The 24,932-nt window shown below is 65.7% G+C and carries 21 protein-coding genes, 1 tRNA gene and 1 pseudogene; 6 read left to right on the top strand and 17 right to left on the bottom strand.

Annotation, left to right across the window (positions count from 1 at the left end):
- Positions 1-4 precede the first annotated feature (4 nt).
- Both ATCM_RS01210 and ATCM_RS01205 read right to left on the bottom strand, forming a co-directional pair.
- Positions 5-7,390: an OmpA family protein gene (locus ATCM_RS01210; protein ID WP_165931094.1), complete on the bottom strand. Its 7,386-nt coding sequence runs from the start codon at positions 7,388-7,390 to the stop codon at positions 5-7.
- A gap of 155 nt (positions 7,391-7,545) precedes the next feature.
- Positions 7,546-8,085 carry a hypothetical protein gene (locus tag ATCM_RS01205; protein WP_132862469.1) on the bottom strand — a complete coding sequence of 180 codons (540 nt, stop codon included), beginning with the start codon at positions 8,083-8,085 and terminating at the stop codon, positions 7,546-7,548.
- Between the two features lie 571 nt (positions 8,086-8,656).
- On the opposite strand from ATCM_RS01205, the pseudogene ATCM_RS01200 reads away from it, so the two are divergent.
- Positions 8,657-9,761, top strand: a pseudogene (locus tag ATCM_RS01200) (transposase); the annotation flags it as partial.
- A gap of 259 nt (positions 9,762-10,020) precedes the next feature.
- On the opposite strand, the gene ATCM_RS01195 reads toward ATCM_RS01200, so the two are convergent.
- From ATCM_RS01195 to birA, 4 genes are all read right to left on the bottom strand, one after another.
- Positions 10,021-10,096, bottom strand: a tRNA-Thr gene (locus ATCM_RS01195).
- 65 nt (positions 10,097-10,161) lie between these two features.
- The gene (locus tag ATCM_RS01190; protein ID WP_132862468.1) at positions 10,162-10,950 is read right to left on the bottom strand and encodes an SPOR domain-containing protein; all 789 of its coding nucleotides are present in this window, start codon (positions 10,948-10,950) and stop codon (positions 10,162-10,164) included.
- Positions 10,951-10,959: 9 nt separating this feature from the next.
- A complete protein-coding gene (locus ATCM_RS01185; RefSeq protein WP_132862467.1) occupies positions 10,960-11,697 on the bottom strand; it encodes a type III pantothenate kinase in 738 nt (245 codons plus the stop codon).
- Positions 11,694-12,659, bottom strand: coding sequence for a bifunctional biotin--[acetyl-CoA-carboxylase] ligase/biotin operon repressor BirA (birA, locus tag ATCM_RS01180; protein ID WP_132862466.1), 966 nt, complete (start codon positions 12,657-12,659; stop codon positions 11,694-11,696). Before birA ends, ATCM_RS01185 begins: the two co-directional genes overlap by 4 nt.
- A gap of 126 nt (positions 12,660-12,785) precedes the next feature.
- Here birA and ATCM_RS01175 point away from each other — a divergent pair, with 126 nt between their 5' ends.
- Together ATCM_RS01175 and ATCM_RS01170 are read left to right on the top strand one after the other, a co-directional pair.
- Positions 12,786-13,076: a hypothetical protein gene (locus ATCM_RS01175; RefSeq protein ID WP_132862465.1), complete on the top strand. Its 291-nt coding sequence runs from the start codon at positions 12,786-12,788 to the stop codon at positions 13,074-13,076.
- Positions 13,077-13,084: 8 nt separating this feature from the next.
- On the top strand, positions 13,085-13,861 hold the full coding sequence (locus tag ATCM_RS01170; RefSeq protein WP_132862464.1) for a M90 family metallopeptidase: 777 nt from the start codon (positions 13,085-13,087) through the stop codon (positions 13,859-13,861).
- Positions 13,862-13,953: 92 nt separating this feature from the next.
- Here ATCM_RS01170 and ATCM_RS01165 read toward each other — a convergent pair whose 3' ends face one another.
- From ATCM_RS01165 to dusA, 4 genes are all read right to left on the bottom strand, one after another.
- Positions 13,954-15,381: an ATP-binding protein gene (locus ATCM_RS01165; RefSeq protein WP_132862463.1), complete on the bottom strand. Its 1,428-nt coding sequence runs from the start codon at positions 15,379-15,381 to the stop codon at positions 13,954-13,956.
- Positions 15,382-15,404: 23 nt separating this feature from the next.
- Positions 15,405-16,088, bottom strand: coding sequence for a response regulator transcription factor (locus tag ATCM_RS01160; protein ID WP_003469280.1), 684 nt, complete (start codon positions 16,086-16,088; stop codon positions 15,405-15,407).
- A 71-nt stretch (positions 16,089-16,159) separates the two neighbouring features.
- Positions 16,160-16,408, bottom strand: a complete 249-nt coding sequence (locus ATCM_RS01155; RefSeq protein ID WP_132866029.1) for a hypothetical protein — start codon at positions 16,406-16,408, stop codon at positions 16,160-16,162.
- Positions 16,409-16,730: 322 nt separating this feature from the next.
- The gene (gene dusA / locus ATCM_RS01150) at positions 16,731-17,729 is read right to left on the bottom strand and encodes a tRNA dihydrouridine(20/20a) synthase DusA (protein ID WP_132862462.1); all 999 of its coding nucleotides are present in this window, start codon (positions 17,727-17,729) and stop codon (positions 16,731-16,733) included.
- Positions 17,730-17,835: 106 nt separating this feature from the next.
- On the opposite strand from dusA, the gene ATCM_RS01145 reads away from it, so the two are divergent.
- Positions 17,836-18,846 carry a site-specific integrase gene (locus ATCM_RS01145; protein ID WP_132862461.1) on the top strand — a complete coding sequence of 337 codons (1,011 nt, stop codon included), beginning with the start codon at positions 17,836-17,838 and terminating at the stop codon, positions 18,844-18,846.
- Between the two features lie 368 nt (positions 18,847-19,214).
- On the opposite strand, the gene ATCM_RS01140 is transcribed toward ATCM_RS01145, so the two are convergent.
- The 6 genes from ATCM_RS01140 to ATCM_RS01115 all read right to left on the bottom strand — a co-directional run bounded on the left by ATCM_RS01140 (position 19,215) and on the right by ATCM_RS01115 (position 24,059).
- Positions 19,215-19,886, bottom strand: coding sequence for a phosphoribosyltransferase (locus ATCM_RS01140; protein WP_132862460.1), 672 nt, complete (start codon positions 19,884-19,886; stop codon positions 19,215-19,217).
- Complete coding sequence (locus ATCM_RS01135) at positions 19,867-20,775, bottom strand: DNA-processing protein DprA (RefSeq protein WP_132862459.1); 909 nt, start codon at positions 20,773-20,775, stop codon at positions 19,867-19,869. Before ATCM_RS01135 ends, ATCM_RS01140 begins: the two co-directional genes overlap by 20 nt.
- Before the next feature lie 422 nt (positions 20,776-21,197).
- On the bottom strand, positions 21,198-21,554 hold the full coding sequence (locus tag ATCM_RS01130) for a hypothetical protein (protein ID WP_132862458.1): 357 nt from the start codon (positions 21,552-21,554) through the stop codon (positions 21,198-21,200).
- Positions 21,555-21,630: 76 nt separating this feature from the next.
- The gene (locus ATCM_RS01125) at positions 21,631-22,485 is read right to left on the bottom strand and encodes a hypothetical protein (protein WP_132862457.1); all 855 of its coding nucleotides are present in this window, start codon (positions 22,483-22,485) and stop codon (positions 21,631-21,633) included.
- 233 nt (positions 22,486-22,718) lie between these two features.
- The gene (locus tag ATCM_RS01120; protein ID WP_132862456.1) at positions 22,719-23,075 is read right to left on the bottom strand and encodes a hypothetical protein; all 357 of its coding nucleotides are present in this window, start codon (positions 23,073-23,075) and stop codon (positions 22,719-22,721) included.
- Between the two features lie 39 nt (positions 23,076-23,114).
- Positions 23,115-24,059: an SOS response-associated peptidase family protein gene (locus ATCM_RS01115; RefSeq protein WP_132862455.1), complete on the bottom strand. Its 945-nt coding sequence runs from the start codon at positions 24,057-24,059 to the stop codon at positions 23,115-23,117.
- A 52-nt stretch (positions 24,060-24,111) separates the two neighbouring features.
- Between ATCM_RS01115 and ATCM_RS01110 the strand changes: the two genes are divergently transcribed.
- A complete protein-coding gene (locus ATCM_RS01110) occupies positions 24,112-24,345 on the top strand; it encodes a hypothetical protein (protein WP_132862454.1) in 234 nt (77 codons plus the stop codon).
- Positions 24,338-24,559 carry a hypothetical protein gene (locus tag ATCM_RS01105; protein WP_132862453.1) on the top strand — a complete coding sequence of 74 codons (222 nt, stop codon included), beginning with the start codon at positions 24,338-24,340 and terminating at the stop codon, positions 24,557-24,559. Before ATCM_RS01110 ends, ATCM_RS01105 begins: the two co-directional genes overlap by 8 nt.
- A gap of 17 nt (positions 24,560-24,576) precedes the next feature.
- Here ATCM_RS01105 and ATCM_RS01100 read toward each other — a convergent pair whose 3' ends face one another.
- Complete coding sequence (locus ATCM_RS01100; protein ID WP_132862452.1) at positions 24,577-24,924, bottom strand: hypothetical protein; 348 nt, start codon at positions 24,922-24,924, stop codon at positions 24,577-24,579.
- Positions 24,925-24,932 lie beyond the last annotated feature (8 nt).

Below are 24,932 nucleotides of genomic sequence, written 5' to 3'. Positions count from 1 at the left end.
CCCCTTACTTCGTTGCGCCGGTCGGCGCACCCGGGTCGTTCTCCAGTTCCACACGCAGCCCGTTCCGGGCCTGTGCACCGAGGCGCCCGGCGAGCGCGTCGAACACGGCCTTGGCCCGCTGCATCCCCAGCGTCGCGTTGTAGGCATGGGGACCCCGTGCATCGGTGTGGCCCACCAGTAGCACGCTGCCGCCCTTCATCTGCTCCAGCGTCGCGGCCACCGCATCCAGCAGCGGCGCGAACTCCGGCCGGATCGTCGCCTTGTCGGTGTCGAACAGCACCGTACCCAGCAGCGCTCCGCCGTGGCCCACGCCGGCCAGCAGCGAACCACCGGCCCCGGCGCGTGCCCGCGCCGTGACCACCAGCCCCCTGGCCACGGCCTCGTCCAGCTGCGACAGCAGCGCGGCCTTGACCGCATTGGCCCGTTCCAGCGCCAGCGCCGGTTGCTCGGCATCGGCCTGGATCAGCACTTCACCGCCATGGTGCGCACGCACCTTGGCCGCCATCGCTTCCATCAGCGGTGCGTGGCCGGCCGGCAGCGTGGCGCTGCCGGGGGCGAAGAACACTTCGCCCAGTTCCAGCTCCAGCTGCCCACCTTCGCCCTGGAGCGGCGCTTCGTCGTACTTCACGCCCCAGTCGAAGCGCACCGGCACACCGGGCGTCAGACGCCGCAGCAACGGGTTGTCGGTGGTGAACCGCGCGCCGGCCGGTAGCGTGGTCGGGTCGACCTTCAGGATGAAGTTGCGACCACGCTCCCATGCACCGCCGGACACACCGGCCAGGTGGTAACGGCCGAACTGGTCGGTTTCGATCAGCAGGCCTTCCACCGAGGCGATACGCACGCCCGGAATACCCCGCTCGTCGATACCCAGGTTGCTGATCACGTAATCAACCACGTAACCATCCTTGCCCTGCGCGACCCGGCGCTCGACCACCGGCTGGGCTGCGGTCAGGCCCTTGGCGGCGTCGCCACGGGTTTCGACCGTGGTGTTGCCGTCGCGGTCCATCCGCACCGTCACGCCCTGCGCGCTGGTCAGCACGAAGTCATCGGTGAACTCCAGTGCACGCAGCGTCTGCCGCACCACCACCTGGTGGTCGCGGACCGGATCGGCTGCCGACTGGCGGCCGCTGATCGTGCCCACCTCGATGCCGTGCAGCAGCGGTGCGCTGGCATCGGCCTGCGGCTGCGGGCCGGCGCCACGGTCCAGTGTGGTCGAGTTGGCCACGTAGGCACCCGCGGCGAAACCGCCACGGACCTGCACGCCGGCCAGCTGCCCGCTGTCCTGCCAGCCGTCGCCGTCACGGTCATGGAAGACCGTGCCGAACACCAGGCTGTCGTCGAGCAGCGTATCGCCGACCACCGACACCTCGGCGGTGGCCAGGTTGGACAGCACCGCACCGGCCGCCGACTGCGCCTGTGCCTGGTTGACCTGGGTACCGGCGCGGGTGCCGGCGCCGACGCGCATCATGTAGACCAGCTTGGCGCTGCCACCGACGGCGATGTCCAGCCCTTCGAAGCGCACCGGCGACTGGCCGGAGACGGTGGCGGCGTTGTCGCCGTCACTGACCACCAGCGAACCGTCCACATAGCTGAAGCCTGCGGCCGGGGTGTCGATGATGCTGCCGTTCACCAGCGGACCATCGCCCAGGTTCTCCACCGACACGGTGTAGCGCACCAGGTCGCCGATGCGGGCCTCGCGGACGCCGGCGGTCTTGACCACGCGCAGCAGGGCTTCGCCGCTGACCAGCACGATCGCCTCGGCGCTGTCGCAGTTGCCGGGGTTGAGCACCTCGCAGATGGTGTACGGATAGCGGTAGGTTGCCGGCGGCGTGCCGGCGGTGATGCGGATGCTGCCATCGGCATTCATCAGCAAGCCCGGGTGCGGCGTGGCGCCCGGCAGCAGGGTCACCTGGCCCAGCTGCGCCGGGTTGCCGCCCAGGGTGTCGTTGCCGAGCACGCTGGGCGAGCTGCCGCCACCGCCACTGCGCACCGGCAGCTGGGTGTCGTCGACCGCACGGATGGTGGTCGCGCTGATCGTCAGCGTGACCGTCGCATCGGCGCAGTTGTCCGGGTTCAGCGTCTCGCAGATGCGGTAGCCGATGGTGTAGCTGCCGGCTGGCGTACCCGCCGGCACGGCGACGATGCCGGTGGCCGGATCCAGCACCGGAACCGCACCACCGTTGATCGGCGCGGCCGGCGCGGTCACCGTGCCGGTGATCTTCGCCGGGTCCACCGGGGTGCCGTTGATGACGTCGTTGTCGTAGGCGTTGCCGGCCGACGGAGTGCCGACGGCACCGTCCACCGGCACCAGGACATCGTCCACGGCGCCGAGCACCGGCAGGATCGCCACGTCCACGCCGCTGGAGGGACTGCTCACCACCGGCGGTGCCGGGGTGCCCGGTGCGGTCGGCGGCTGGCCGGCCGCGGTCGCGCTGTTGTGCACGGTGCCGGCCAGCACGTCGGCTGCGGTAACCGTATAGGTCGCCGTCGCGGTTGCCTTCTCGCCCGGCAGCAGCTGGCCGCTGGCGCCCGGCCAGTTGTAGGCCAGTGCGCTGAGCCCGGACAGCGGGTCGTTGACCGACACGCCGCTCAGGATCACGTTGCCGGTGTTCTCGATGTCGAACGCATAGGCGATGACGCTGCCTTCGCGGTACGGGCCGACCGAGGTGACCGACTTGCGCAGCGTCATCGACGGCACCTGCTCGGTCGCGGTGTCCACCGTGTCGGCCGGGCTGGTCACCGGCGGCGGCGGCGGGCCGCCCGGTGCGGTCGGCGGCTGGCCGGTCGCGGTCGCGCTGTTGTGCACATAGCCGGCCGCCACTTCGGCCGCGGTCACGGTGTGCACGCCGCTGCAAGTGGTGCTGGCACCCGGCTGCAGCACGGTGCTCGGGCAGGCCGCTGCGGCATCCAGCAACGGATCGTTGACGACGATGCCGGTCAGGGTCACGTCACCGGTGTTGGTCACCACGAACTGGTAGGCGATCACCGCGCCCACCCCATACGGACCGGTCGAGGTCACCGACTTGACGATCTGCAACGACGGGTTCTGCGCGGTGGCGGTATCCACCTCACCGGCCGGGCTGGTGACCGGCGGCGGCGGCGGGCCACCCGGTGCGGTCGGCGGCTGGCCGGTCGCGGTGGCGCTGTTGTGCACGTAGCCAGCGGCCACTTCGGCAGCGGTCACGGTATGCACGCCGGTGCAGGTGGTGTTCCCGCCCGGCTGCAGGGTGGTGGCCACGCAGGTGGCCGGTGCATCCAGCAGCGGATCGTTGACGACGATGCCGGTCAGGGTCACGTCGCCGGTGTTGGTCACCACGAACTGGTAGGTGATCGCGCTGCCGACGCCGTACGGGCCGGCCGACACCACGCTCTTGACGATGCCCAGCGACGGGTTCTGCGCGGTGGCGGTATCCACCTGGCTCGGCGTGCTGGTGATCGGCGACGGCGGCGTGCCGCCCGGCGGCGTCGGCGGCTGGCCGGACACCGTGGCGCTGTTGTGCACGTAGCCGGCGGCCACTTCGGCGGCGGTCACGGTGTGCGCGCCGGTGCAGGTGATGCCCGCACCCGGCTGCAGCGTGGTCAGCGGGCAGTTAGCCGGTGCGTCGAGCAGCGGATCGTTGACGACGATGCCGGTCAGGACCACGTCACCGGTGTTGACGATGGCGAAGGCGTAGCTGATCTGGCTGCCCAGCGCGTACGGGCCGCTGGACACCACCGACTTCACCACGGCCATCGCCGGGGCCTGGTCGGTCGCGGTGTCCACCTCGCTCGGCGCACTGGTCACCACCGCCGGCACCGGTTCACCCGGCGGCGTCGGCGGCTGCCCGGAGGCGGTCGCGCTGTTGTGCACGTTGCCCACCGCCACTTCGGCAGCGGTCACGGTGTGCACGCCGGTGCAGGTGGTGCTCGCACCCGGCTGCAGGGTGGTCAACAGGCAGTTGGCCGGTGCGTCGAGCCGGGCGTCGTTCACGACCAAGTTGCTCAGCGGCACGTTGCCGGTGTTCTCCACCGCGAACTGGTAGCTGACCGTGCTGTTGATCGTGTACGGGCCGGTCGAGGTCACCGTCTTGAGGATGGACAGCGCGCCGGCCTGGGCGGCCACGGTGGTCGCCACCGGCGTGCTGTTGCAGCCGCTGGTGCAGGCCGGGTCGCCACCGCCGGTCACGCTGGCGGTGTTGCTGGCGTTGCCGGCGCTCTTCGGCGTCACGTTGATCGTGATCGTTACCAGGCCGCCGATCTGCAGGCTGGCCATCGCCACCACGCAGCTGACGTTCTGGCCGGTGATCGTGCAGTTCGGCGGGGCGCTGTTGATTTCCAGGCTGGCCGGCACCGCGTCGGTCACGGTCGCACCGGCGGTGGCATCGGCCGTGCCGGTGTTGCTGACGGTGATCGTGTAGTCGAACGGCACACCGACCACGGCAGTGGCCGGGCCACTCTTGCTGATCTGGAGCTGCGGCGCGTTGATCGTGGTCGGCACCGCGGTGCTGGCGCAGCCGCTGGCGCAGGCCGGGTCGCCGCCGCCGGTCACGCTGGCGGTGTTGCTCACGCTGGTGCCGGCCGCGCCGGTCGCGGTGACCGGGATGACGAAGCTCACCACATTGCCCGGCGCGGTGTTCGACAGCCCGGCAGCGATGCTGCAGACAACGGTCTGGCTGCCGGACGGATTGACCGCGCAGTTGGCCGGCAGCGTGCCGATGGTCAGGCCGGCCGGCACCGCGTCGGTGACGGTGGCCGCGACCGGGGTGGCGGCCTGGCCGACATTGCTCACGTTGATCGTGTAGGTGTACGGCACGCCAACCACCGCGGTGGCCGGGCCGGTCTTGCTGATTTCCAGGCGTGCAGCGACGACCGACGTGTCCACCGTCGCGCTGCTGCAGCTGCCGGCGGTCGCGCAGGCCGGATCACCGCCGCCGGTTACGGTGGCGGTGTTGCTCAGCGTGGTGTTGCTGGTGGCGCCCTGCGGGGTGACCGGGATGCTGAAGGACACCGCGTTCGCCGGTGCCACGCTGGACAGGCCGGCGGCGATGCTACACAGCACGGTCTGGCTGCCGGACGGATTGACCGCGCAGTTGGCCGGCAGCGTGCCGATGGTCAGGCCTGCCGGGATCACGTCGGTGACCGTGGCCACGGCGTTGGTCGCTGCCGCGCCGGTATTGGTGACGGTCAGCGTGTAGGTGAACGATGCCCCGACCACGGCCGATGCCGGCGCGACGATCGACGCACTCTTGCTGACCGAGAGCTTCGGCTGGCTGACGAACGCGACATGGAACGCGCAGTCCGCGTGCACCGGGCTGATGGTGTAGGTGTACACGCCTGCGACCGGGCCGCTCAGGGTGCCCGGACACACGGCCGCGCCGGAGGGCGTGGTCAGCACCGGGATATGGCCTGCGGTGGTCGGGGTCAGCGTGAAGGTGGTGCCCTGCCCGTCCTCGACGACCTGCGGCGAGGGGGTGTTCAGGGTGCCGCCGGTGATGCTCGGCGTCACCATCCACACCTGGGCGAACTCGGCAGTGACATCCAGGTCCTGCGTGCCCATCAGCACATGGCATTCGTTGACGTTGACGTTGCTGCAGCCGCCGGTCCAGCCCTTGAAGATCGAACCGTTGTCGGCCACCGCGGTCAGGTAGGCCTGCTGGCCTTCACCCAGGTTGGCCGTGCTGCAGCCCACGCGCGCACCGCCGGACGGGCAGGCGTAGACCGCGGGGATGGCATTGATGCGACCGGTACCCGCGCCAAGCGTGTGCGCGGTGAGCCGGTGCTCGACCGCGCTGACCGGCGTGCTGAGGCCGTCGGTGTTGTTGGCGGCGACGCTGTCGGACATGCCGGCCGGTGGTACCACGTTGACCACGGTGACCACCGGCGTACCGGCCGTCGCGGCGGTCAGGCCGGTGACGGTGTAGGTCAACGACTGGCCGAGCGGCAGGTTGGCGGTGCTGGTCGAGATGAAGCCGGAACCGGCGCTGGTCGCACCGCAGGTGGCGGTGCTGCCGGGCGGTACAGCACACGTCCAGCTGGCCGTGCCATTGGTACCAGTGACGGTCTGCGAGATGCTCGCGCCATTGGCGGCGACCGGGCCGTTGTTGGTCACCGTCACCGTGTAGTTGACGGCGCCGTTGACCAGGTACGACGGGACATTGCCGTTGCTGACCTTGATGTCCAGGTCCAGCAGTGTGGTGGCGGCGGACAGGATGTTGGTCTTCACCAGCGGGCCGATGAACGGGCTGACCGTGTTGGCGCGGACGTCGTAGTCGCCGTTGTTGATGACGTTGTTGGGGCTGGTGGTCACCGCGTTGGACGGCACCGTGAAGGTCACCGGGAAGCTGCCACCGGCGCCGGCGACCAGATCACCCACCGGGCAATCAATATAGTCCCCGCGTGGCGGGGTGCCCGCATGCGGGCCGGTGCAGGTGGCAGGCCACGTGCCCGGGACGAAGGTGAGCTTCTTGTTGTCTTCGGTGATCGGAGCAGCCAGGCGGACCATCGAACCCAGTGCGTAGACGCCCGAGTTGTTGACGTAGTTGTACGTATAGGTGACCTGCTCACCCGGTTTGCTGGTCGACGGACCGGTGGCCGCGACGCTCAGGCCGGGCATCTTCGAACCAAACACGTCGATGTACAGCTGGGCGGTATGGTTCGCACCGCCGTCCGCACAGTTGGACACGTAGATCTTCAAGCGCACCTGGTCGCCGACGTCCAGCCGGCCATTGCCCGGTGCGATATCGAAGCCCTGCCAGTTGGTGAACTGGTAGGCACCGAACGACTGCCACGGAATGCCGGTCTGGTTGGAGTAGTTGAACGTGTTGAAGAGCTGGGTGCTGCCCTTGGTCACGTTGGTGACTTCAACGAAGAAGAACGGCTGGCGCTCGGCCGGATGGCCCGGGTTGTTCAACACCGGCGCCATCGCGAAGCGGATATGCACCTTGCCGTCGACCGGATCGACGTCACTCAATGCCATTGTCGCGGTCTGCTCGAGCGCATAGGCGGCAAAGCCACCGTTGCCGCCCAGCAGCGCCGACGCAGCACCGGAGAACGGATATTTGGCACCGTTGTTGTTTGTTGATTCCGCGGTTCCCGGCGTGGTCAGTATCCTGACATTGTTCCCGAACGCCGAGGACATCGTATTGCTGTTGGGAAAGCTCTCCTGCACGCTGCCAAGGGTCAACTGGCTTCCCGTGGTCGGTGGCACGCTCGCCAGACCGGAACCGGAACGGGTATAGCGCTCCAGCTTCCACTCGGAGAAGTTCTGGGCCTCGAAGCCGCCGTTCTTGATCTGCGCCTGCACGGTGGGTGCAGCGCCGAACAACGCGGCCATTGCGAGCACGGCACCGGCAACCGAGCGCCGATTGGCGAGAGAAGTCAGGCAGCTATGAAATACAGCACCGATTTGCATGACGCGTTCCGTTGAATTGGCGGAATGGGCAGAAACTTGTTTGGGGTGAGGCGAAGATCCGGGGATGGCAGTTGCTGATTGCGCGCTGTGCGCGCGCAGCCATGGCATGCCCCTGCCCTGGTGCCGCTGGCGCGGCGGGCCGTTCGTCGTCGGATTCAATGGATGTGTTCTCCCGCGCGCTTTGCGTCATCCACCGGATTGACGGTGATGCCATTGGGAAGAACCATGTCGCCGGGACGCTGCCCGGGGCTGCAGCCACCAAGCCTGCGCGCCTGGAATGGCACCGGGCCGGTGTTGGTCTGCGGCGCATCGGGGCGGGTGATCGTGTACGTGCCACCGTAGATCCCGCGCATGTCGCCCCACAGCTGCACCCGCATGTCGAACCGTTGGCCATGGGTCGCGCAGACGGTGGCCACCTCGTGCCCGGCACCGTTCGCCGCACGCTTGACGTTGATGCTGCTGCAGGTCTGCCGTGTCGGCAGCATGAAGAACGGCACCACGTGCTCGGCATTGGCATCAGTGCACTGCAGCACGGTCATCGCCTCCTGCCGGGGACCGCCGATGCCGCGCGGCGAATGCGCCTGCACGATCACTTCCCACAGGCCCGCCTGGCGCTGCGGCACCCCGGCATAGGACGGCGTACCCGCAGCGCTGGCCAGCGCCAGCGGCGACCAGATCAACAACAGAGCAAACACGGCCTGCAGCAGCTGATGAGCGACCGTTTGGCGTGCATGTGGCGGCATCGCGCGGCCCGCCATGGCGCGCATGCATACGTCAGCTGATGAACCCATCACCCCACCCTAAGGCTCTACAAGACATCCATTCACCGGCGTTTCCGCTCCACCAGAGCTCCGCCGACCGCGCATAAATCACGCACAGAACCAGCGCCAGCTGCTCTGCAGGCAGCGGCGCCAGTGCACAAAAACAACGAAATTCTGTTCAGAACTGCGAAAACCACCCCTGCGCAGAACTGCACCCCGTCACAATTCTAGCGACCGCCTTCACGAAAACTCAACAGGCAATGTGCGTCACAAATTGTCCTTGACCGCGCCAACATCGGACAGTGCCTGCCGTACAAGCCCTTCGGCAGAGACATGCAAGAACCAGGCCGTTCCTCAAACCCGGGCACATCAAGGTGCTCATGGAAGGAGGCGTAATTCACTCCCCTATTTTCATGACCCACCCTGACCCACCCCCAGAAAACTGGTGCAGGCTAAAGTAGAGACGTCGGCAGCATTGGGCCCCGTGACAAACGAGGATTCAGGCATGAAGAAGTCGCGTTTCACCGAGGAGCAGATTGCCTACGCGCTGAAGCAGGCGGAGCTGGGAACGGCAGTAGGCGAGATCTGCAGGAAAATGGGTATTGCCGAGGCCACCTTCTACGTATGGCGAAAGAAGTACGGTGGGCTTGGCCCTTCGGAATTGAAACGTTTAAGGCTGCTGGAAGAGGAAAACCGAAAGCTCAAGCAGTTGGTTGCTGATCTCAGCCTGGACAAAGCCATGTTGCAGGAGGTGGTCACAAAAAAGCTCTGAGGCCTGCCCAGCGACGCACCTGGGTCGGCCGGCTGCAAGAGCGCTTTGGGGTCAGCATGCGGCGGGCACTGCAGATGGTGGCGATGTCGTATTCCAGCTATTCGTACAAGGGCAAGGCAAGGACAGTCAGGCGGTACGAATGCGCATGCGTGAGATCATCTCAAGTCGGGTGCACTACGGTTGCGAGCGCGTGTTCGTGGTTCTGCGCCGAGAAGGCTGGCGTGACAACCACAAACGGGTCCATCGGATTTACAAGGAAGAAGGCCTGTCTTTAAGGCATTGCCGGCCTCGGCGCAGTAGAAGTGCACGCCGGCGTCAACCGATAGAGGTAGCCGTTGCTCCCAATGCACTTTGGGGAATGGACTTCGTCAGCGACGCACTGTTTGACGGTCGCCGTTTCCGGATGCTGACCGTGGTTGATCACTTCACGCATGAGTGTCTGGCCATCGTCGTGGACCAGTCGTTACGCGGGGAGCATGTGGCGGAGGCAATGACAAGGTTGGCAGCCCAGCGAGGATCGCCGGGCGCAATCAAGGTGGACAACGGCAGCGAGTTCGCCGGGAAGGTAATGGATCGTTGGGCTTATGAAAACAGGGTGGAGCTGGATTTTTCCCGACGCGGCACGCCGACAGACAACGCGCTTGTAGAAAGCTTCAACGGTCGCCTTCGGCAGGAGTGCCTGAATGAGCATTGGTTCTTGTCACTGGCCGACGCGCGGAGCAAGATCGAAGGGTGGCGGCGCTTCTATAAGGAGGAACGTCCCCACAGTGCATTAGGATGGAAACCCCCGGAGGAATTCGCCCTGAAACACGGGGCCCATGCGAACTCCAGGGTGCCGTAGAACGCCGGATTTTCCACTTTGAAATGCACCGGGAATTGGGGGTGGGTCACGCGCGGCCATATCCGTCAATTGCTTAGCACCCATTGGGGGTACATCCTCCTTGCTGAACTCCGTTTTCCGAAATGTACCCCCACTTGTACCCCCAACGTCGCTGGATATACGTGGACAAGCTCGGACCAAAATGCACAAAAAAGCCCGCATTTCTGCGGGCTTAGTCTGAATTCTGGACTTGCTTGGACGCCATGGGATCAGGCGATGGTGCCGCTTATCCGAATCGAACGGATGACCTACTGTTTACAAGACAGTTGCTCTACCAACTGAGCTAAAGCGGCAAGAAATCTTTCGGGCGGTGCGGGAACCCGCCGGGCGCCCCGGCTGGCCGGAGGCGGGCGCCATTCTAGCGCAGTCGCGCGCAATCCAGCGATTGTTGCTGGGCGGCGCCAGCACGTTGCATCAGGATGGCTGGCGAGGCGCTGCTGGAGGCGACGTCCAGCCACCAGGTTGGCGGGGTTTCGTTGCCGCCGCCAGCCAGCCGCGCAGGGAAGCCGGCAGCCACCAGCGTGGCGAGACGGCGCTCGGCACCCTCGCGGTTGCGGTACTGGCCCAGCGCGACGGCATTGGCCTCTTCGCCCTGCGAGACCACGAAGTAGTCGCTGAAGCCCGCTTCCACGATGCGCTTGGCCGTGGCCTGCGCTTCCTCACGCGACGCCGCCGGCGGGATGAAGACACGGTAGCTGCCGCTGCCGGACTTGCCGGGAACTTCACGCACGCGTGGGCGCTGTGCGTCGGCACCCAGTGCCGCCTGCGCCGCCTGTGCCTTGGCCGCGTCGGTGAACGGGCCGAGGCTGGCGCAGTGCTCGACCGGCTTGGGCGTGGCTGCCACCGGCGGCACGGCCTCGGCCGGCTTGGCTTCGGTCGGCTTGGCCGGCGCCGGTGTCGACGCTGCCGGCTCGGCGTCCTCCGGCCGTGCAACGGCCGGTGCCGCCACTGCGGCCGCGGGAGTAACCGCCGGTACGGCATCGCCCGTGGCGGCCGACGCTGCCGGCGACGGCATCAGCTCAAGCGTGGCGACGCCGAGCTCGGGCTTGGCAGGTGCGGCGGCGGTATCGGCGCGCGGCACCATCCACCACAACGCGACGCCCACGTTGAGGATCACAAGAATGACGATCAGGAAGCGGCTCAGCATGCGCAGATCCTACCGTCCACCGGCGCCGTGGTGAATGGCCCAGCGCGCGAGCCCATCAAGCACCAGTGCCGGCCGGTGTTCGGCGTCGGGCAGCAGCGGCATCAACGGTGCGGCGCCGCCGCCGTGCACGATCAACGTCGGCGCGGCGCCCAGCAACCCACCGGCCTGTTGCAGGCTGCGTTCGACCAGCGCCACGGCCGCGCCATCGCAACCGGACGCCAGCGCATCGGCGGTGTCGTTGGCGAACTCTGTGTAATCACCGCCGCTGGCGGGCAGTTGCACCGCACGCGCGTGCAGGGCCTCGCGCATCACCGTCGGCGAAGCGGCTATGCGGCCGCCGCGATGCAGGCCATCGCCGTCCATCAGGTCGATGGTCAACGCCGTCCCGACACCCACCACCAGCACCGGTCGTTGCAACGACACCGTCGCCAGCAGGCCCAGGAAACGGTCAACACCGAATTTCTCCGGGCGCGCATAGGCCACGGTCACGCCGGCGCACTGCGCCTGGGTGCGCGCCACATGCACCTGCTCGAAACGCTCGGACAGGATGCGCATCACCTCCCCGGTCAGTGCGGGCGCGGCCACGCTGGCCACCCAGGCGGCCTCGCCACGTGGCAGCGCTTCCAGCGCGCTGGCGGTCATCGCTTCGGCACCGTGCGCCCAGGCCTGCACGCTGCCGGCCTGGTTGCCATGCAGGGGCGCGAACTTGAAGCGCGAATTCCCCAGGTCGAACAACCAGTCGCTCATGCTGCCCTCACGCTGACTTCGCCGGCATGGAAACAGGTCTCCCGCCCGGCCATCTCCACCTTCAGCGCGCCATCGTCGGCCAGCCCGCAGGCCACGCCCTCGTGCATCACGCCCCCTTCCTCCACCCGCACCGCGCGGCCACGCAACACGTCCATGCCCGCATAACGCGGCAGGAACGGTGCCAGCCCTTCCTGCTCGAACAGGTCCAGCGCCGGCAGCAACGAGGACAGCAGCGCCATGACCACCGCATCGCGCCGCACCGGCAGGCCGGCCAATGCGTCCAGGTCCACCCAGGGCTGGCCGATGTCGGCGGCCGCCGCCGCAGGCATGTGGACATTCAGTCCCAGCCCGATCACCGCACGCGCCGGGCCGGCGAACTCACCGCCGCCCTCGACCAGCAGGCCGCCCAGCTTGCGGCCGTTCACCACCACGTCGTTGGGCCATTTCAGGCCCACCTGGCCGAAGCCCAATCCCTGCAGCGCCTCGACCGTGGCCACGCCGACGGCCAGGCTCAACCCGCCCAGGCGCGACAGGCCACCGGCGAAGCTGCGCGACAGCGACAGGTACACATGCGCGGCCAACGGCGAGGCCCAGTGCCGGCCGCGACGGCCCCGGCCACCGGTCTGCCGCTCGGCCAGCAATACCTCCACCCCGCGCTCAGGCGCGCTGCGCTGCAGCAATTCGGTGTTGGTGGAGCTCACTGACCAGGCCACTTCCAGCCCTGCCAGCAACCCCTGCACGGGGGCTGCCAGCCCGGCGCGGATCCGTGCGGCATCCAGCAGGTCCAGTGGCTGCGCCAGCCGGTAGCCGTCGCCGGCGCGGCCTTCAATGGCCACGCCTGCGGCGCGAAGGCCTTGAATACGCTTCCAGACCGCTGCCCGGGTCAGGCCGAGCTCACGGGCCAGCGCGTCGCCGGAGAACGCTCCAGCGCCCAGCTTGGCCAGCAATTGGCGGTCATCCACAGGGGGTTCCTCGACAACAGACCGCGAAATTATGCGGCATGCCCTCGCAAAGCGCCCGACGGGGGGCCCAATTCAGTCCAGAAAGCAGGCTAGAATCGGGAACTCACCCTGCTGTGGATGTTGACGATGCGCCACCTCGCTCATTGCCTGATCCTACTGCTGGCCCCGGTTGCGGCGCAGGCTTCGGATGCGCTCGGCGGTGCCGGCCAGGGCGGCTGCAGCTACGCGCCCAGCGAGGTGGAACGTGTCGCCGTCCCGGCGGCCTCGGTGAACATCGCCACCACCGCGCCGGCCGCCACCACGCCACCGGCCAAGGCCAAGGCCACGCAAAGTGCCGGCGGCGGCAGTGACGACGACATCCTGCCGCGCCTGCGCGCACCGCGCTGGCATCGCATGCTGCCCGGGATGTTCCGCTGATCCAGTCGTTGCTGCGCTGGTTCCGGCGCACGCCTGCTCCCCTTGATGACGCCCTCTGGCAACAGACCTGCCGGGGTTGTCATTGGCTGCATGCCCTGCAGCCCGCCCAGCAGGAACGGCTGCGCGCCCTGACCGGGTTGTTCCTGCAGCACAAGACCATCACGCCGGTCGCCGGCCTGGTCCTGGACGAAGGCCAGCGCATGCTGCTGGCCGCGTTGTGCTGCCTGCCGTTGATCGAGTTCGGTGCCGAAGGCCTGCACGGCTGGTCGGAACTGGTGGTCTACCCCGATGCGTTCCGGGTACGCCGCCGCCATGACGACGCCATCGACGACGGCCACGAATGGGGCGTGGTACACGAATGGGACGACGAGCTGGTCGGTGAGTCATGGGACAGCGGCCCGTTGATCTTGTCCTGGGCCGACGTGCAGGCCGATATCGCCGACCCGCATGCCGGTTTCTGCGTGGCCGTGCATGAAATGGCACACAAGCTGGACGCACTGGACGGTGCCATTGACGGCACCCCGCCGCTGCCACGCGAATGGCAGCGGCAATGGGCGCACGATTTCCAGCAGTGTTACGACCACTTCCGCGCGCAGGTGGACCGGGAGCAGGAGGTCACCCTCGATCCGTACGCGGCCGAAGCCCCGGAAGAGTTCTTCGCGGTGGTCAGCGAGTACCACTTCTCCGCACCCGATGTCCTGGAGCAGGCGATGCCGGCAGTCGCCGCACACCTGCGCCGTCTGTATGGCCCGTCGCCGGGCAGTGCGGCCCAAGCGCGGTATTGATCGCGTGGTGATGACGGGATTGCACCCCAGCCTGCGCAAGTCACGGCTGACGCGCCTGCCTGCGGCAACGCGATGCCGCGATTGCGCCGTGCTCAGATACCCGGCGGCAGGGTGACTTCGAAGCGGGCACCACCCAGTTCGCTGGAGCGGCTCACCTGCAGTTGGCCGCGGTAGGCCTTGATCAGGTCCTGCACGATCGACAGGCCGATGCCATGGCCCTGCACGCGCTCATCGCCGCGCACGCCACGCTGCAGCACCTTGGCGATGTTCTCGTCGGCGATGCCCGGGCCGTCGTCATCCACCGCCAGCATCAGCCCGGCACGGCGGCCGCCACCGCTGGCGATCGGCCGTGCGGTCAGCATCACGCGGCGGTTGGCCCACTTGAAGGCGTTCTCCAGCAGGTTGCCCAGCAGCTCCTGCAGGTCGCCCGGCTCGCCGTAGAAACTGACGCCCGGCTCCAGCTCGAACTCGCAGAGCACGCCCTTGGCGGCGTAGACCTTCTCCAGCCCGCGCACGATCTCCTCGGCGTTGGACTCGATCGGCACCGGCGCGGAGAACAGCTTGTGACCGGACGATGCCGCACGCGCCAACTGGTAGGACACCAGGTTGTTCATGCGCTGCAGCTGCACGTCCAGTTCCTCGCGCAGCTCCTGCGGGTCATTGGCACCGCTGTCCAGCTGGGTGCGCAGCACCGCCAGCGGCGTCTTCAGGCTATGCGCCAGGTCGGCCAGCGTGTTGCGCTGCCGCTCCAGGTTCTCGCGCTCGCTTTCGATGAAGGCGTTGATGCTTTCGGTCAGCGGCGCCAGCTCGCGCGGGTGCAACTCGCTCATGCGCTCGCGCTCGCCGCGCTGCACCTTGGTCAGCTCATTGATCACGCGCTTGAGCGGGCGCAGGCTCCACTGCAGCACCAGGGTCTGCAGCAGCAACAGGATCAAGCCGGTGACGCCCAGCCAGAACCACACCGCGCCACGGAACACGCGCAGCTGCTTGCCCAGCGCGCGTGAGTCCTCCAGCACGTAGATGGTGTACGGGAATTCGGTTTCCGGGCCGCCGTCGCCGCCCCAGACCAGGCCCATGCCATAGCGGTAGACCTCGCCGGGCGTGCCGTCGATCTGGGTCATCGGCAACGGGCCTTCGAACACTTCCTCGCGCGGCTTGAGCATGCGCCCGCTGACGTCAGGCAGCATCGGGCCTTCGGCGGACATGGAATTGCCGGTACCACCGGGCATCACCACCTGCAGGTACAGGCCGTTGCCGGGCACGTCGAAGCGGGGATCCGGCGGCTGCTCGCGGATGTACAACGAGCCGTCGCGGGTGAAATCCACGCCACCGGCATAGGCGGTGGCGTAGTTCTTCAGGCGTTCACTGAGGTTGGCTCGCGCGGTGTCAGCGAACATGGCGTCCAGTGCGTAACCGGCCAGCGCCAGGAACGCCACCAGGCCCACCGAGGCAGCCAACAGCTGGCGGGCCTGCAGGGAGCGGGGCCGCCAACGCTTCAATAGCCACTGACGGCCCGTCATACCGCAACGCCCCTGGGAGGGGCTCAGCCCTCGGTACGCGGAATCGCGAACCGGTAACCGCGGCCACGCACGGTTTCGATCGGCTTGAGCTCACCGTCCGGATCCAGCTTCTTGCGCAGGCGGCCGATGAACACTTCAAGCACGTTCGAGTCGCGGTCGAAATCCTGCTGGTAGATGTGCTCGGTGAGGTCGGCCTTGGAGACCAGTTCACCGGCATGCATCATCAGGTACTCGAGGACCTTGTACTCGTAGCTGGTCAGGTCGACGTTGCTGCCGCTGACGCTGACGGTCTGTGCCGCCAGGTCCAGCGCGACCGGGCCGCATTCCAGGGTCGGCTTGGACCAGCCGGCGGCGCGGCGCAGCAGCGCGTTGACGCGGGCCAGCAGCTCTTCGACATGGAACGGCTTGACCAGGTAGTCGTCGGCGCCCTGCTTCAGGCCCTCGACCTTGTCCTGCCAGCTCGAACGGGCGGTCAGGATCAGCACCGGGAACTTCTTGCCTTCATCACGCAGCGCCTTGATCAGCTCCATGCCCGACATCTTCGGCAGGCCCAGATCGATGATGCCCACGTCGAACGGCACTTCGCGGCCCATGTACAGGCCTTCCTCGCCATCCTGTGCCGCATCCACTGCGAAACCTTCGCGCTTCAGGCGGGCTGCAAGGGTTTCCCGCAGCGGGGCTTCGTCTTCAACCAGAAGGATACGCATGAACTCTCCCTAGTAACTTGGGCCGGCACCTGCCGGCATTTTGATGCGGAACGCGTAGCGATTATCGCTGTTCAGGAGTTATCGCCGCGTGGTGGCTGGTCATCGGACCGCGGCGGCCGGGGAGCAGCCCGCGACGGCGAAGGGTCGTCCATGTAACGGACCCGACCGCGGTCGTCCATGTACTTGACGCGGTTGATGTCGCGCCCATCGTACGGCACGCGCTCGGCACCGAGAATGCGCCCGCCGGTTTCGCGCTGTACCCGACGCACGGCGTCGGACAGGGAGCGGTCGTTGGCCGGACGCCCACGCTCGGCCACCATCTGGGCCCGGGCCGGCTCCGCACGCGGCGGCGGCTCGGCCGACGCGGCGACCACGCCCGGACCTGCCACGGTCAACGTGGCGGCGAGGGTGATCTGCAGACGACGACGAAAGTGCGGATGCATGGGAACGATCCTAACGGACTGCGGGGCAACGTTCAAAATTCGTAAAAGGCGACGTTGAAAATTTTTCCCGGCCCCTACGAAATCACGGCAAATTCTTGATTTTTGGGAGTGAATCCGGTCTGAACCCTGCCTGCTCCGGCGCCGCTCATTCAGCAAAATGACCGGACAAATTGCCGCCTTTCTGCCCCGCCACGCGCCCTCAGGCGACGCGTTCGGCCTGGTCGCGGGTGACCTGCAGTGCCTGCTCGATCAGGCCCCAATCGGCGCCGGGACGGTGGGCACCTTCGCTGAGGACCTGGCGGAACGCCCGCCCGCCCGGCTGGGCATGGAACAGGCCCAGCAGGTGCTTGCTGATGTGCTTGATCGACAGTCCGTCGGCCAACCGAGCCTCCACGTAGGGCCGCATCTGCAGCAGCAGCTCCTCGCGCGTGCGCAACGCGGCACCGGTCTGGGCGGCCTCCAGCGCGTGCAGCACGTAGGGGTCGTGGTAGGCGGCACGGCCCAGCATCACCCCGTCCACGTGCTGCAGATGCGCCTGCGCGGCCTGGACGCTGGCAATGCCGCCATTGAGCGCCACCGGCAGGTCCGGGCGTTCGCGCTTGAGCCGGTAGGCCCAGTCGTAGCGCAGCGGCGGGATCTCCCGGTTCTCCTTCGGCGACAGGCCCTGCAGCCACGCATTGCGGGCGTGCACCACCACCATCGCCGCGCCGGCCTGCACCTGACGGTCGACGAACCCGGCAAAGCGGTCGTACTCGTTGTCCTCATCCACGCCCAGCCGGCACTTGACCGTCACCGGGATGTCCACCCCCGCGACCATGGCCGCCACGCAGTCGCCGACCAGCTCCGGCTCACGCATCAGGCAGGCGCCGAAGCGCCCGGCCTGGACCCGGTCGGAGGGGCAGCCGCAGTTGAGGTTGATCTCGTCATAGCCCCAGTCGGCGGCGATCCGGGCCGCCGCGGCCAGCGCGACTGGCTCGCTGCCCCCCAGCTGCAGCGCCAGCGGGTGTTCACAGCGATCAAAGCCGAGCAACCGCTCGCGGTCGCCATGGATCACCGCATTGGCGTGCACCATCTCGGTGTACAGCCGCGCGCCCGGCGCGAGGATGCGGTGGAAGACCCGGCAATGGCGGTCCGTCCAGTCCATCATCGGCGCAACCGATATGGGGTTAACCTTATATTTCAATGACATACGCTGCATCTGGATTGGAAATGAGAGTCTAGAACTCCCTGTAAGTCCCTGATTTTCCCGCTCGCTCCCGCTGCGATGTACCATCAGTGCACCAAGGAAATGGCGGTGTACCAAGATGGCGGTGATTCAGCGGCGAGGGAAAAAATGGCGCGCCCTGGTGCGCCTGAAGGGGCATCCTACCCTCTCAAAGACCTTCAACGGGAAGAAGGCCGCAGAGGACTGGGCCAAGCTTACCGAGGACGCCCTGAAGGCCGGCAAGACCGCACCCGAAGCCAGCGTTACGCTGGCCGATCTGATCGACCGGTACATCAAGGAGATGGCCGGCTTCAAGCCGGTTTCCGCTACGAAGCGGGGGAACCTCACGCGCTGGAAGGAGACGATCGGGCACAAGGAGGTTTCCCTCCTCACACCCCAGGACGTGCTCGACCACTTCAGCGCGCGAAAAGCTGGCCCCGCGACGATGGCGATGGAGTTGGGCTTCCTCGGCGAGGTGCTGGCCGCGGGCCGCGCGCTCTGGTTGATGACGATCCCCGATGTTGTGAAGGCGGCAACCCCAACACTGCGGCGCACGGGATCAATCGCCAAGCCCATGAAGCGGGATCGGCGCCCAACCGAAGCCGAGCTGACCGAGCTGGAGACGTTCTTCCGCTACAACAACCGCAAGGGAATGATCCCAGTCTGGAACATCGTGTCGTTCGCCATCGAAACCGCCATGCGGCAGGGCGAGATCCTGCGGATCACCTGGGAGGACTACCGCCCCGGCGACAAGCCGATGATCCTCATCCGCGACCGTAAAGACCCAAAGATCAAGGATGGCAACGACCAGTGGGTTCCGCTCCTTGGAAAGTCAGCGGAGATCATCGAGCGCCAAGCGGATGCCACGGGCCGCAAGGGGCTGGTCTTCCCCTACAAGGGGGACAGCGTCACAGCGGCCCTGGGGCGCGCATGCCTTCGCCTTGGCATCGAGGATTTGCGGTTCCACGACCTGCGCCACGAGGGGACATCGCGCCTGTTCGAGCAGGGCTATCAGATTCAGGAGGTAGCCATCGTCACCGGCCACCGCGATTGGCACTCATTGAAGCGCTATACGAATCTGCGCCCAGAGTCGCTGCACAGGATCAGGTAGAAGATCCCCATGAGCGCAGCCTCCCCCCACATTGCCGGCTAATAGCTACTGGAGCTCATCGCACGGCGTTCCTCCGCCTGGGCGCTAGCAAGGGCCCGCTTGGCACTTTCTAGCTCCCTCTCCAGCTGATTCACCCGCTGCTGGGCGTCCCAAACCGCAGACCTTGCCTTCTCAACACGCTCTTCAGCCAACTGCTCTTGACGCTGGGACATAGCCACTACCGATTGCGATCAAAACAAGATCTTATCCCCAAGGCGGCTGTGGCGCACCCAGCCGAACTCGGGGCTTAGGTGAAGGTTGTGCGGGTCGTCCGCCACGGCCGGATAGGATAGCCAAAGCCGTCTAGACACTCGGATTATCAGGAACAGCTACGGCCTTCGAATGTCGGCGAGCAATTCGCGAATCTGCTCCGGCGTCAACATCGGGATTGCCGGGGGTGGCCGGACAGCCTTGGCAAGGAAAACTCCCCTCACGTGCTCGACGCGTGGCAGGTCGGCGAGCATGCGCTTGGCTGCAGCGAAGGAAGCACCCAAAGTGATGACGTCATCAACCACCACTACGTTCCTTGCAAGTGGACGATCCAGGAGCCCGTGATCGACGGCAAGTGTTTCGCACAGCTCATCCGGTGTCAGACGATGACCGTGATGCTGCGCCTCTCGCTCTTCCGTTTGAATCAAAAGCGGCCGAACGTCAACCTCGGGGCATCCCAACACCATTCGCCTCAGCACACGCAGCATTCGATCATCGTAGTCAGCATGCCCCGTTGGCTTCGATCCTGGCATAGGAACGAACGTAGACGTGCCAATCGTCCGAGGCAGATCGATCACCCCCGCCAGCGTTCTGCCCCAATAATCAATCGCTTGATTCTTGTAGTAGAGCTGCGCCTCACTGACGGTCGGCTTCTTCTTTAGGTTGAGTATCTTCTGATTGGTATCACTTGCCTGATACCCGCCGTCGCTGGTGTATTCGCCGTAGTGCCAGCACGAATCACCCGCTTCCAGATACGTGTAGTCCCGAGGCTCAAGAATCTGAAGGCGCATGACTACCCAGAGCTTCCATGATCTCGGTGACATTTCGGACGCGAATGGCCCCTTGCGCCTCGTACTTCTTGGGCCAGCTCAGATCGCCTCGACGGAAACAACTGTCCAGAATGAACAGCTTCCTACCCTGCGCCAACGCAGCCCTGGCTTGAACCAGAGTTCCCGAAGTATTACCCGCCTCCACAATAACCGTTGCCTCCGTCAAAGCCGACATCGTGACGTTTCTTGCCGGGAAAAACAGGCTATTTGCCTTGTAATGCTGTTGCCGATACCGCAGGAAAGGAACCTGCGAAATTATCAGGTGATCCTGCGCCAAAGACTCTTGCAAGGCAGCATTCTCGCGTGGGTAGTAATCAAACAACGGCGTACCGATCACAGCGATAGTTCGACCTCCAGCCTCTAGCGCACCCACATGCGCAGCAGAGTCGATTCCACGCGCCAAGCCGGAAACCACGGTAAAATTATGTCGAACCAATGCCTGCGCAATCCGACGAGCGTTGGCGGCTCCCTCGGGTGACGGATTCCGCGTGCCAACTACGGCAACACTCCGCGTATCGACCAACTCCCAATTACCCCGGTAATACAGAAGCTCGATCGGGTGGTCCGCCTCTCGCAGCTTCGCCGGATACTCCCCAGCGCCATGAACTCGAACGCCAACCTCCTTCAAGCGGTCGGCGCCAACCTCTTCTAGGAGTCGCTTCCACGTATCGCGCACTTCAAGCCGGGAAACCAACTCAGAAGGCACGCGGCCAGGGTTGTCGGCGAAAAGCTGGGCGATGTTCTTGAACCAAGCTCCCTGCCCCAGCCACAGTGACTCGTAAGCGGCCATCTCTCGACGGAGCTCTATGGGGGGGGCTGAAAAGATGGAAAAGTCGGAGACTTGGTTCATCTCAGGCTGCTGCGGGGATTCATAAAACATAGATTCCTCACCCAAACGTCCAGTGTGCAGGGGGAACGCCGGCCTTCTGAGCCGACCCTATATCATACCCTTTCCGCGTAATGTAGACCTGAAGGCAGGCGCAGATCGCCAACCACTCTGGCTACCTATGCCATCCAGTTGGCAGTCTTGGCAAGGGCCAACCGGGACAGCGCGATATGGGCAAAGCCGCGTACCGGTGGGCGCAGAACGGGGGTAGTCACCCTCCCGCCATGAACCGACCACCAGTGAGATTGACACCTGCTCATGGGCTGACTTGTCAGCTAAAGATCGATGGGTAGAATCCGGCGTCGCCACGACGCTCCCAAGATCCGGCCGTGGCCCGCCGCCCACCGGTGAAAGGGACTTCATCCGGGGCGGCAACCTCCGACTTCCTACCTACCCAGCGGCACGCCGCCTGCGCCTCTACTCGCCGGATGCTGGGCCACGTGCTCTTGAATCCACTCCAGCTTCCGGGCGACCTTCTCGCGCAGCTCGGCCTCGTGCCGCAGCACCCACCGCTCGGCACCATGCCGGCCTGAGTTGAAGTCCGTGCAGCGGCGCAGGATCAGAGGTGCGTGGATGCCGTCCTCCAGGTGCAGGCGGGCGGTCCACTGGCCGCGCACGCCGTCGAGCATCGACACGAGGATTTCCCCGTTCAGCGTGAGGGCCGTCGGCAGGGTGTCGAAACTGGTGCGTGGCCCCCAGACGAACTCGGGGCCCAGGTCAGGGTGGCGGCGGTACTCGTTCATGGCCGGAGAGGATATGGAGGGCCTTCTCACCGCGTTGGACTGGCGATTGGGAAGCCGAGGACCTTCGACGATGTCCTCAGATGGTAATTCTCCACACAACTACACCGGCCACGATGCTTACGGCGAAAGCTACTGCCAGGCCCCAGAAGAGCTTGCCCCGCAGTTCCACGTCACTGTCATACTTCTGCTTGCGCTTCCCCCAAGCAAAAATGTCGGTAGGAAAGAACCGACCGAGAGTCTTCGATACTACAGCTGATGATCCAAAGGCAACTACCCCAGCCAGGACACAAACAACAGCTAGACCCGAAAGTGACCTTCGCTTTGCCTCGACGGAAATAAGATAGTTCAGCTTTTCTGAAATATCGGTGGACTTAAGTGCTTCTTGCGCCGCACCGGCCAACACATGCGCGCCGAACTCTGGCTTGAGAATATATACAGCGACACCGGTAAGAAGCAGGACCAGCGCGATGATTGCGGCAAAAAGCTCTACGTTTGATTTGTCAAATCGCCTTAGGTTGGCAACATCGCTTGAGATGTAGTTCTTTAGCTCACTCAGCATCAGGTAGGCCGCATCACGATCCGCACCCTGAATTTCCAGCGTGCAGCCAGCATGCTCCCAGTAGGAGGCGCTCGTCCGAGCTGATCGAAATACGAGCATGAGGCGGAAACTTACTTCCCCGGCGCCCCCCTCCTCTCGATCAACGCGTTCGGGTTGAGCCTCGACCTCTAGTGCGACCACCTGCCGGGTCGCATCATTTACCTCATCGAGTACGTCGTCAATCTCTTTCGTTCTGTACGTAAAAGCGTCACCGCGCGTAACTACATACGTGACAATGCAATCGCGCGGAATCCGCTCCTTGATGATCGCCTGAATTCTGCGCAACCCCTCCTCGGTTAGGCAGAAGCCCCTTTCGAACTCATGGAATATCATTGCCCCCATCTTGACCTCCCCCTGTTGTTTCTCGGGATAATATCAAAGTAGCGCAATGCGTCCTTCTGGATTACCCGGAGCACGTCAAACTATCCACTCTCGAACTACTTATCGATTCGCGTGGGCGCCGATAGCCAATCGAAAGAAGGGAGCATAGGCCTCATGTTGATGATGGTCCGGTTGCGGCCCGCCGCCCGCCGGTGAAAGGGACTTCAACCGGGGCGGCATTCCTCCTACCTGCCCAGCGGCGCGCCACCTGCGCCCCTGCTCGCTGGATGCTGGGCCACGTGCTCCTGAATCCACTCCAGCTTCCGCGCGACCTTTGCCCGAAGCTCAGCCTCGTGCCGCAGCACCCACCGCTCGGCGCCATGCCGGCCTGAGTTGAAGTCCGTGCAGCTGCGCAAGATCAGCGGGGCGTGGAGCCCGTCCTCCAGGTGCAACCTGGCCGTCCACTGGCCGTGCACGCCGTCGAGCATCGACACGAGGATTTCCCCGTGCAGCGTCAGCGCCGTCGGCAGGGTGTCGAAGCTGGTGCGTGGCCCCCAGACGAACTCGGGGGCCAGGTCGGGGTGTCGGGTGTAGGTGGTCATGGCCGGAGAGGATATGCAGAGCCGTCTCACCCGCTGGGATCAGGCTGCGATCTTGTGCTCGTAGAACGGGTGCCTCTTGTCGTCGAAGATCGCGTACAGCGCAGCCCGGTCTGCCGGGTCCGGGTTGAGCCAGGCCTCGAGATGCTCAGGCTTCAGATTGATCACCGTGCGGTCATGGCCCGCGGCCAGAACTTCAGGCTCCGGCTCGTCAGTGATCGCCGCAAAGCAGAGCATGTCCGACTCCTGGCCCGTCGGGTCCGTCCACAGGTCCCAGAGGCACGCGACAAGCAGCGGCTCGCCCGTCCGCGGCGTGAACTCCAGCCGCTGCGAGGTCCCGTCGGGGCCTTCCACGTTCTCGTAGAACCGGGAGGCGACAATCACGCCATGCTTGTGGCCGAACTGCTTGTGCCAGTAGCGCTCGAGGTTGTCGCGGCGCGCGTTGTACGTCCCCGACATCCGGCGACTGACGCCCGTACCGACATAGTCTGAGCTGGCCGGCATCCCCGGCTTCCGAAGCTGGTATCGCATCGGCTTGATTGCGTAGCCATCGCCCTCCCGGACGAGCACCGGTGCCCACCACTGCGGGAAAAAGCGCCAGTCCCGGGACGCCAACTTCTGTCGATGCAGGTCCCCCAGCCAGCCCTTGAGCTGGTCAACCTTCCGCCGGCCGATAGTGAGGTCCTTCTCGGCGGTCTTCGTGAACTTCAGCGCGAGCTTGCGCTCAGCGTCGGCGACCCGCCGGCTTTGCTTGAACAGCTCCTCCTGCCAGGCCGCCTCGTCGCCGGCCGCGGCGGCCGCGAAGGTGGCCTGGGCGGTCGCCGGAAGCAGCGGCCCGACCTGGTCGACAAGCGCTTTGGGGATGCGACGCCTCTCCTTGCCGGCGTCCCGCAGCCAGAGCCGCGTGAACTCTTCGAGCGACAGCACAGGGCCAAAGGCCCGCAGCAGCCTCATGTAGTCGGCTTCGATCTGAGCGGAATAACACATGGGTCATCTCCTTTGACCCGAGCATAACGCCCGCGGGGCCTAGGATCTGTGCATGAACACCAAGCTTTCCCGCCCCGAACTCGACGCAGCCCTGGAGGGCCTGAAGGCCCGCGCGGCCGTTATCGCAAAGTCCAGCCCGCCCGGAGACCAGGCCGAGGAGCTGGCCGGCGAGGCCGAGGCGCTGGAGCAGGAGGTCGATGCGGCCGATCTCGCGCACTTTCACGACCGTGTGGAGGCGATCATCCGGGACGCCGGCATGGTCGAAACCGGAGCCGCCCATGAGTAGCCGCCGCGGTGACTATGAGCTGGCGTACGGAGAACTGGCCCACGCCTTCCAGGAGCATGGCGACACACCGGCGTTCTGGGACATCTGCGACGCGGTCGAAGCCCGGCTGATCGACAGCTACCCAGAGGACGACAGCGCGATCATCGAAATGATCGCCGCATGGCTCGTCCACATGGGCGTGCAGCCCGAGGCATCGCTGCACGGTAAGGTGTAACCGTGCGATCCGGATGACTATGGCTGTGCGGCCCAGTCCACCTTCAGAACTTCTGCAGAAATGTTCATGGACCGATTGTTGAGGTGACCCACGCGCTGATTTCTGACGATCAGTGCGTTCCCACCAACAGAGCGAACCTTTGCTTTCAGGTCGGGCAGCGCATCGGTCACAGTGGGCTCACGCCATCCAGGCTTGTAGAAGTCGAAGTCAATCAACCCAAGATTCTGGTACTTCTCGCCCTCGGGGTACTGATAAAGAACGCGGACTCCATCATCAACAGCACCGGCAGGCGCATTGGCGGTGTACTGCATGGTCGTGCACCCGCTGACCGCCAGCATTGCCGCCAACGCCAATCCAATACGCATACCGCCCC

The sequence above is a fragment of the Stenotrophomonas sp. ATCM1_4 genome (assembly GCF_004348115.1).
GTDB classification, from domain to species: domain Bacteria; phylum Pseudomonadota; class Gammaproteobacteria; order Xanthomonadales; family Xanthomonadaceae; genus Stenotrophomonas; species Stenotrophomonas capsici.
This window is presented reverse-complemented; position numbering and strand designations above follow the sequence as displayed.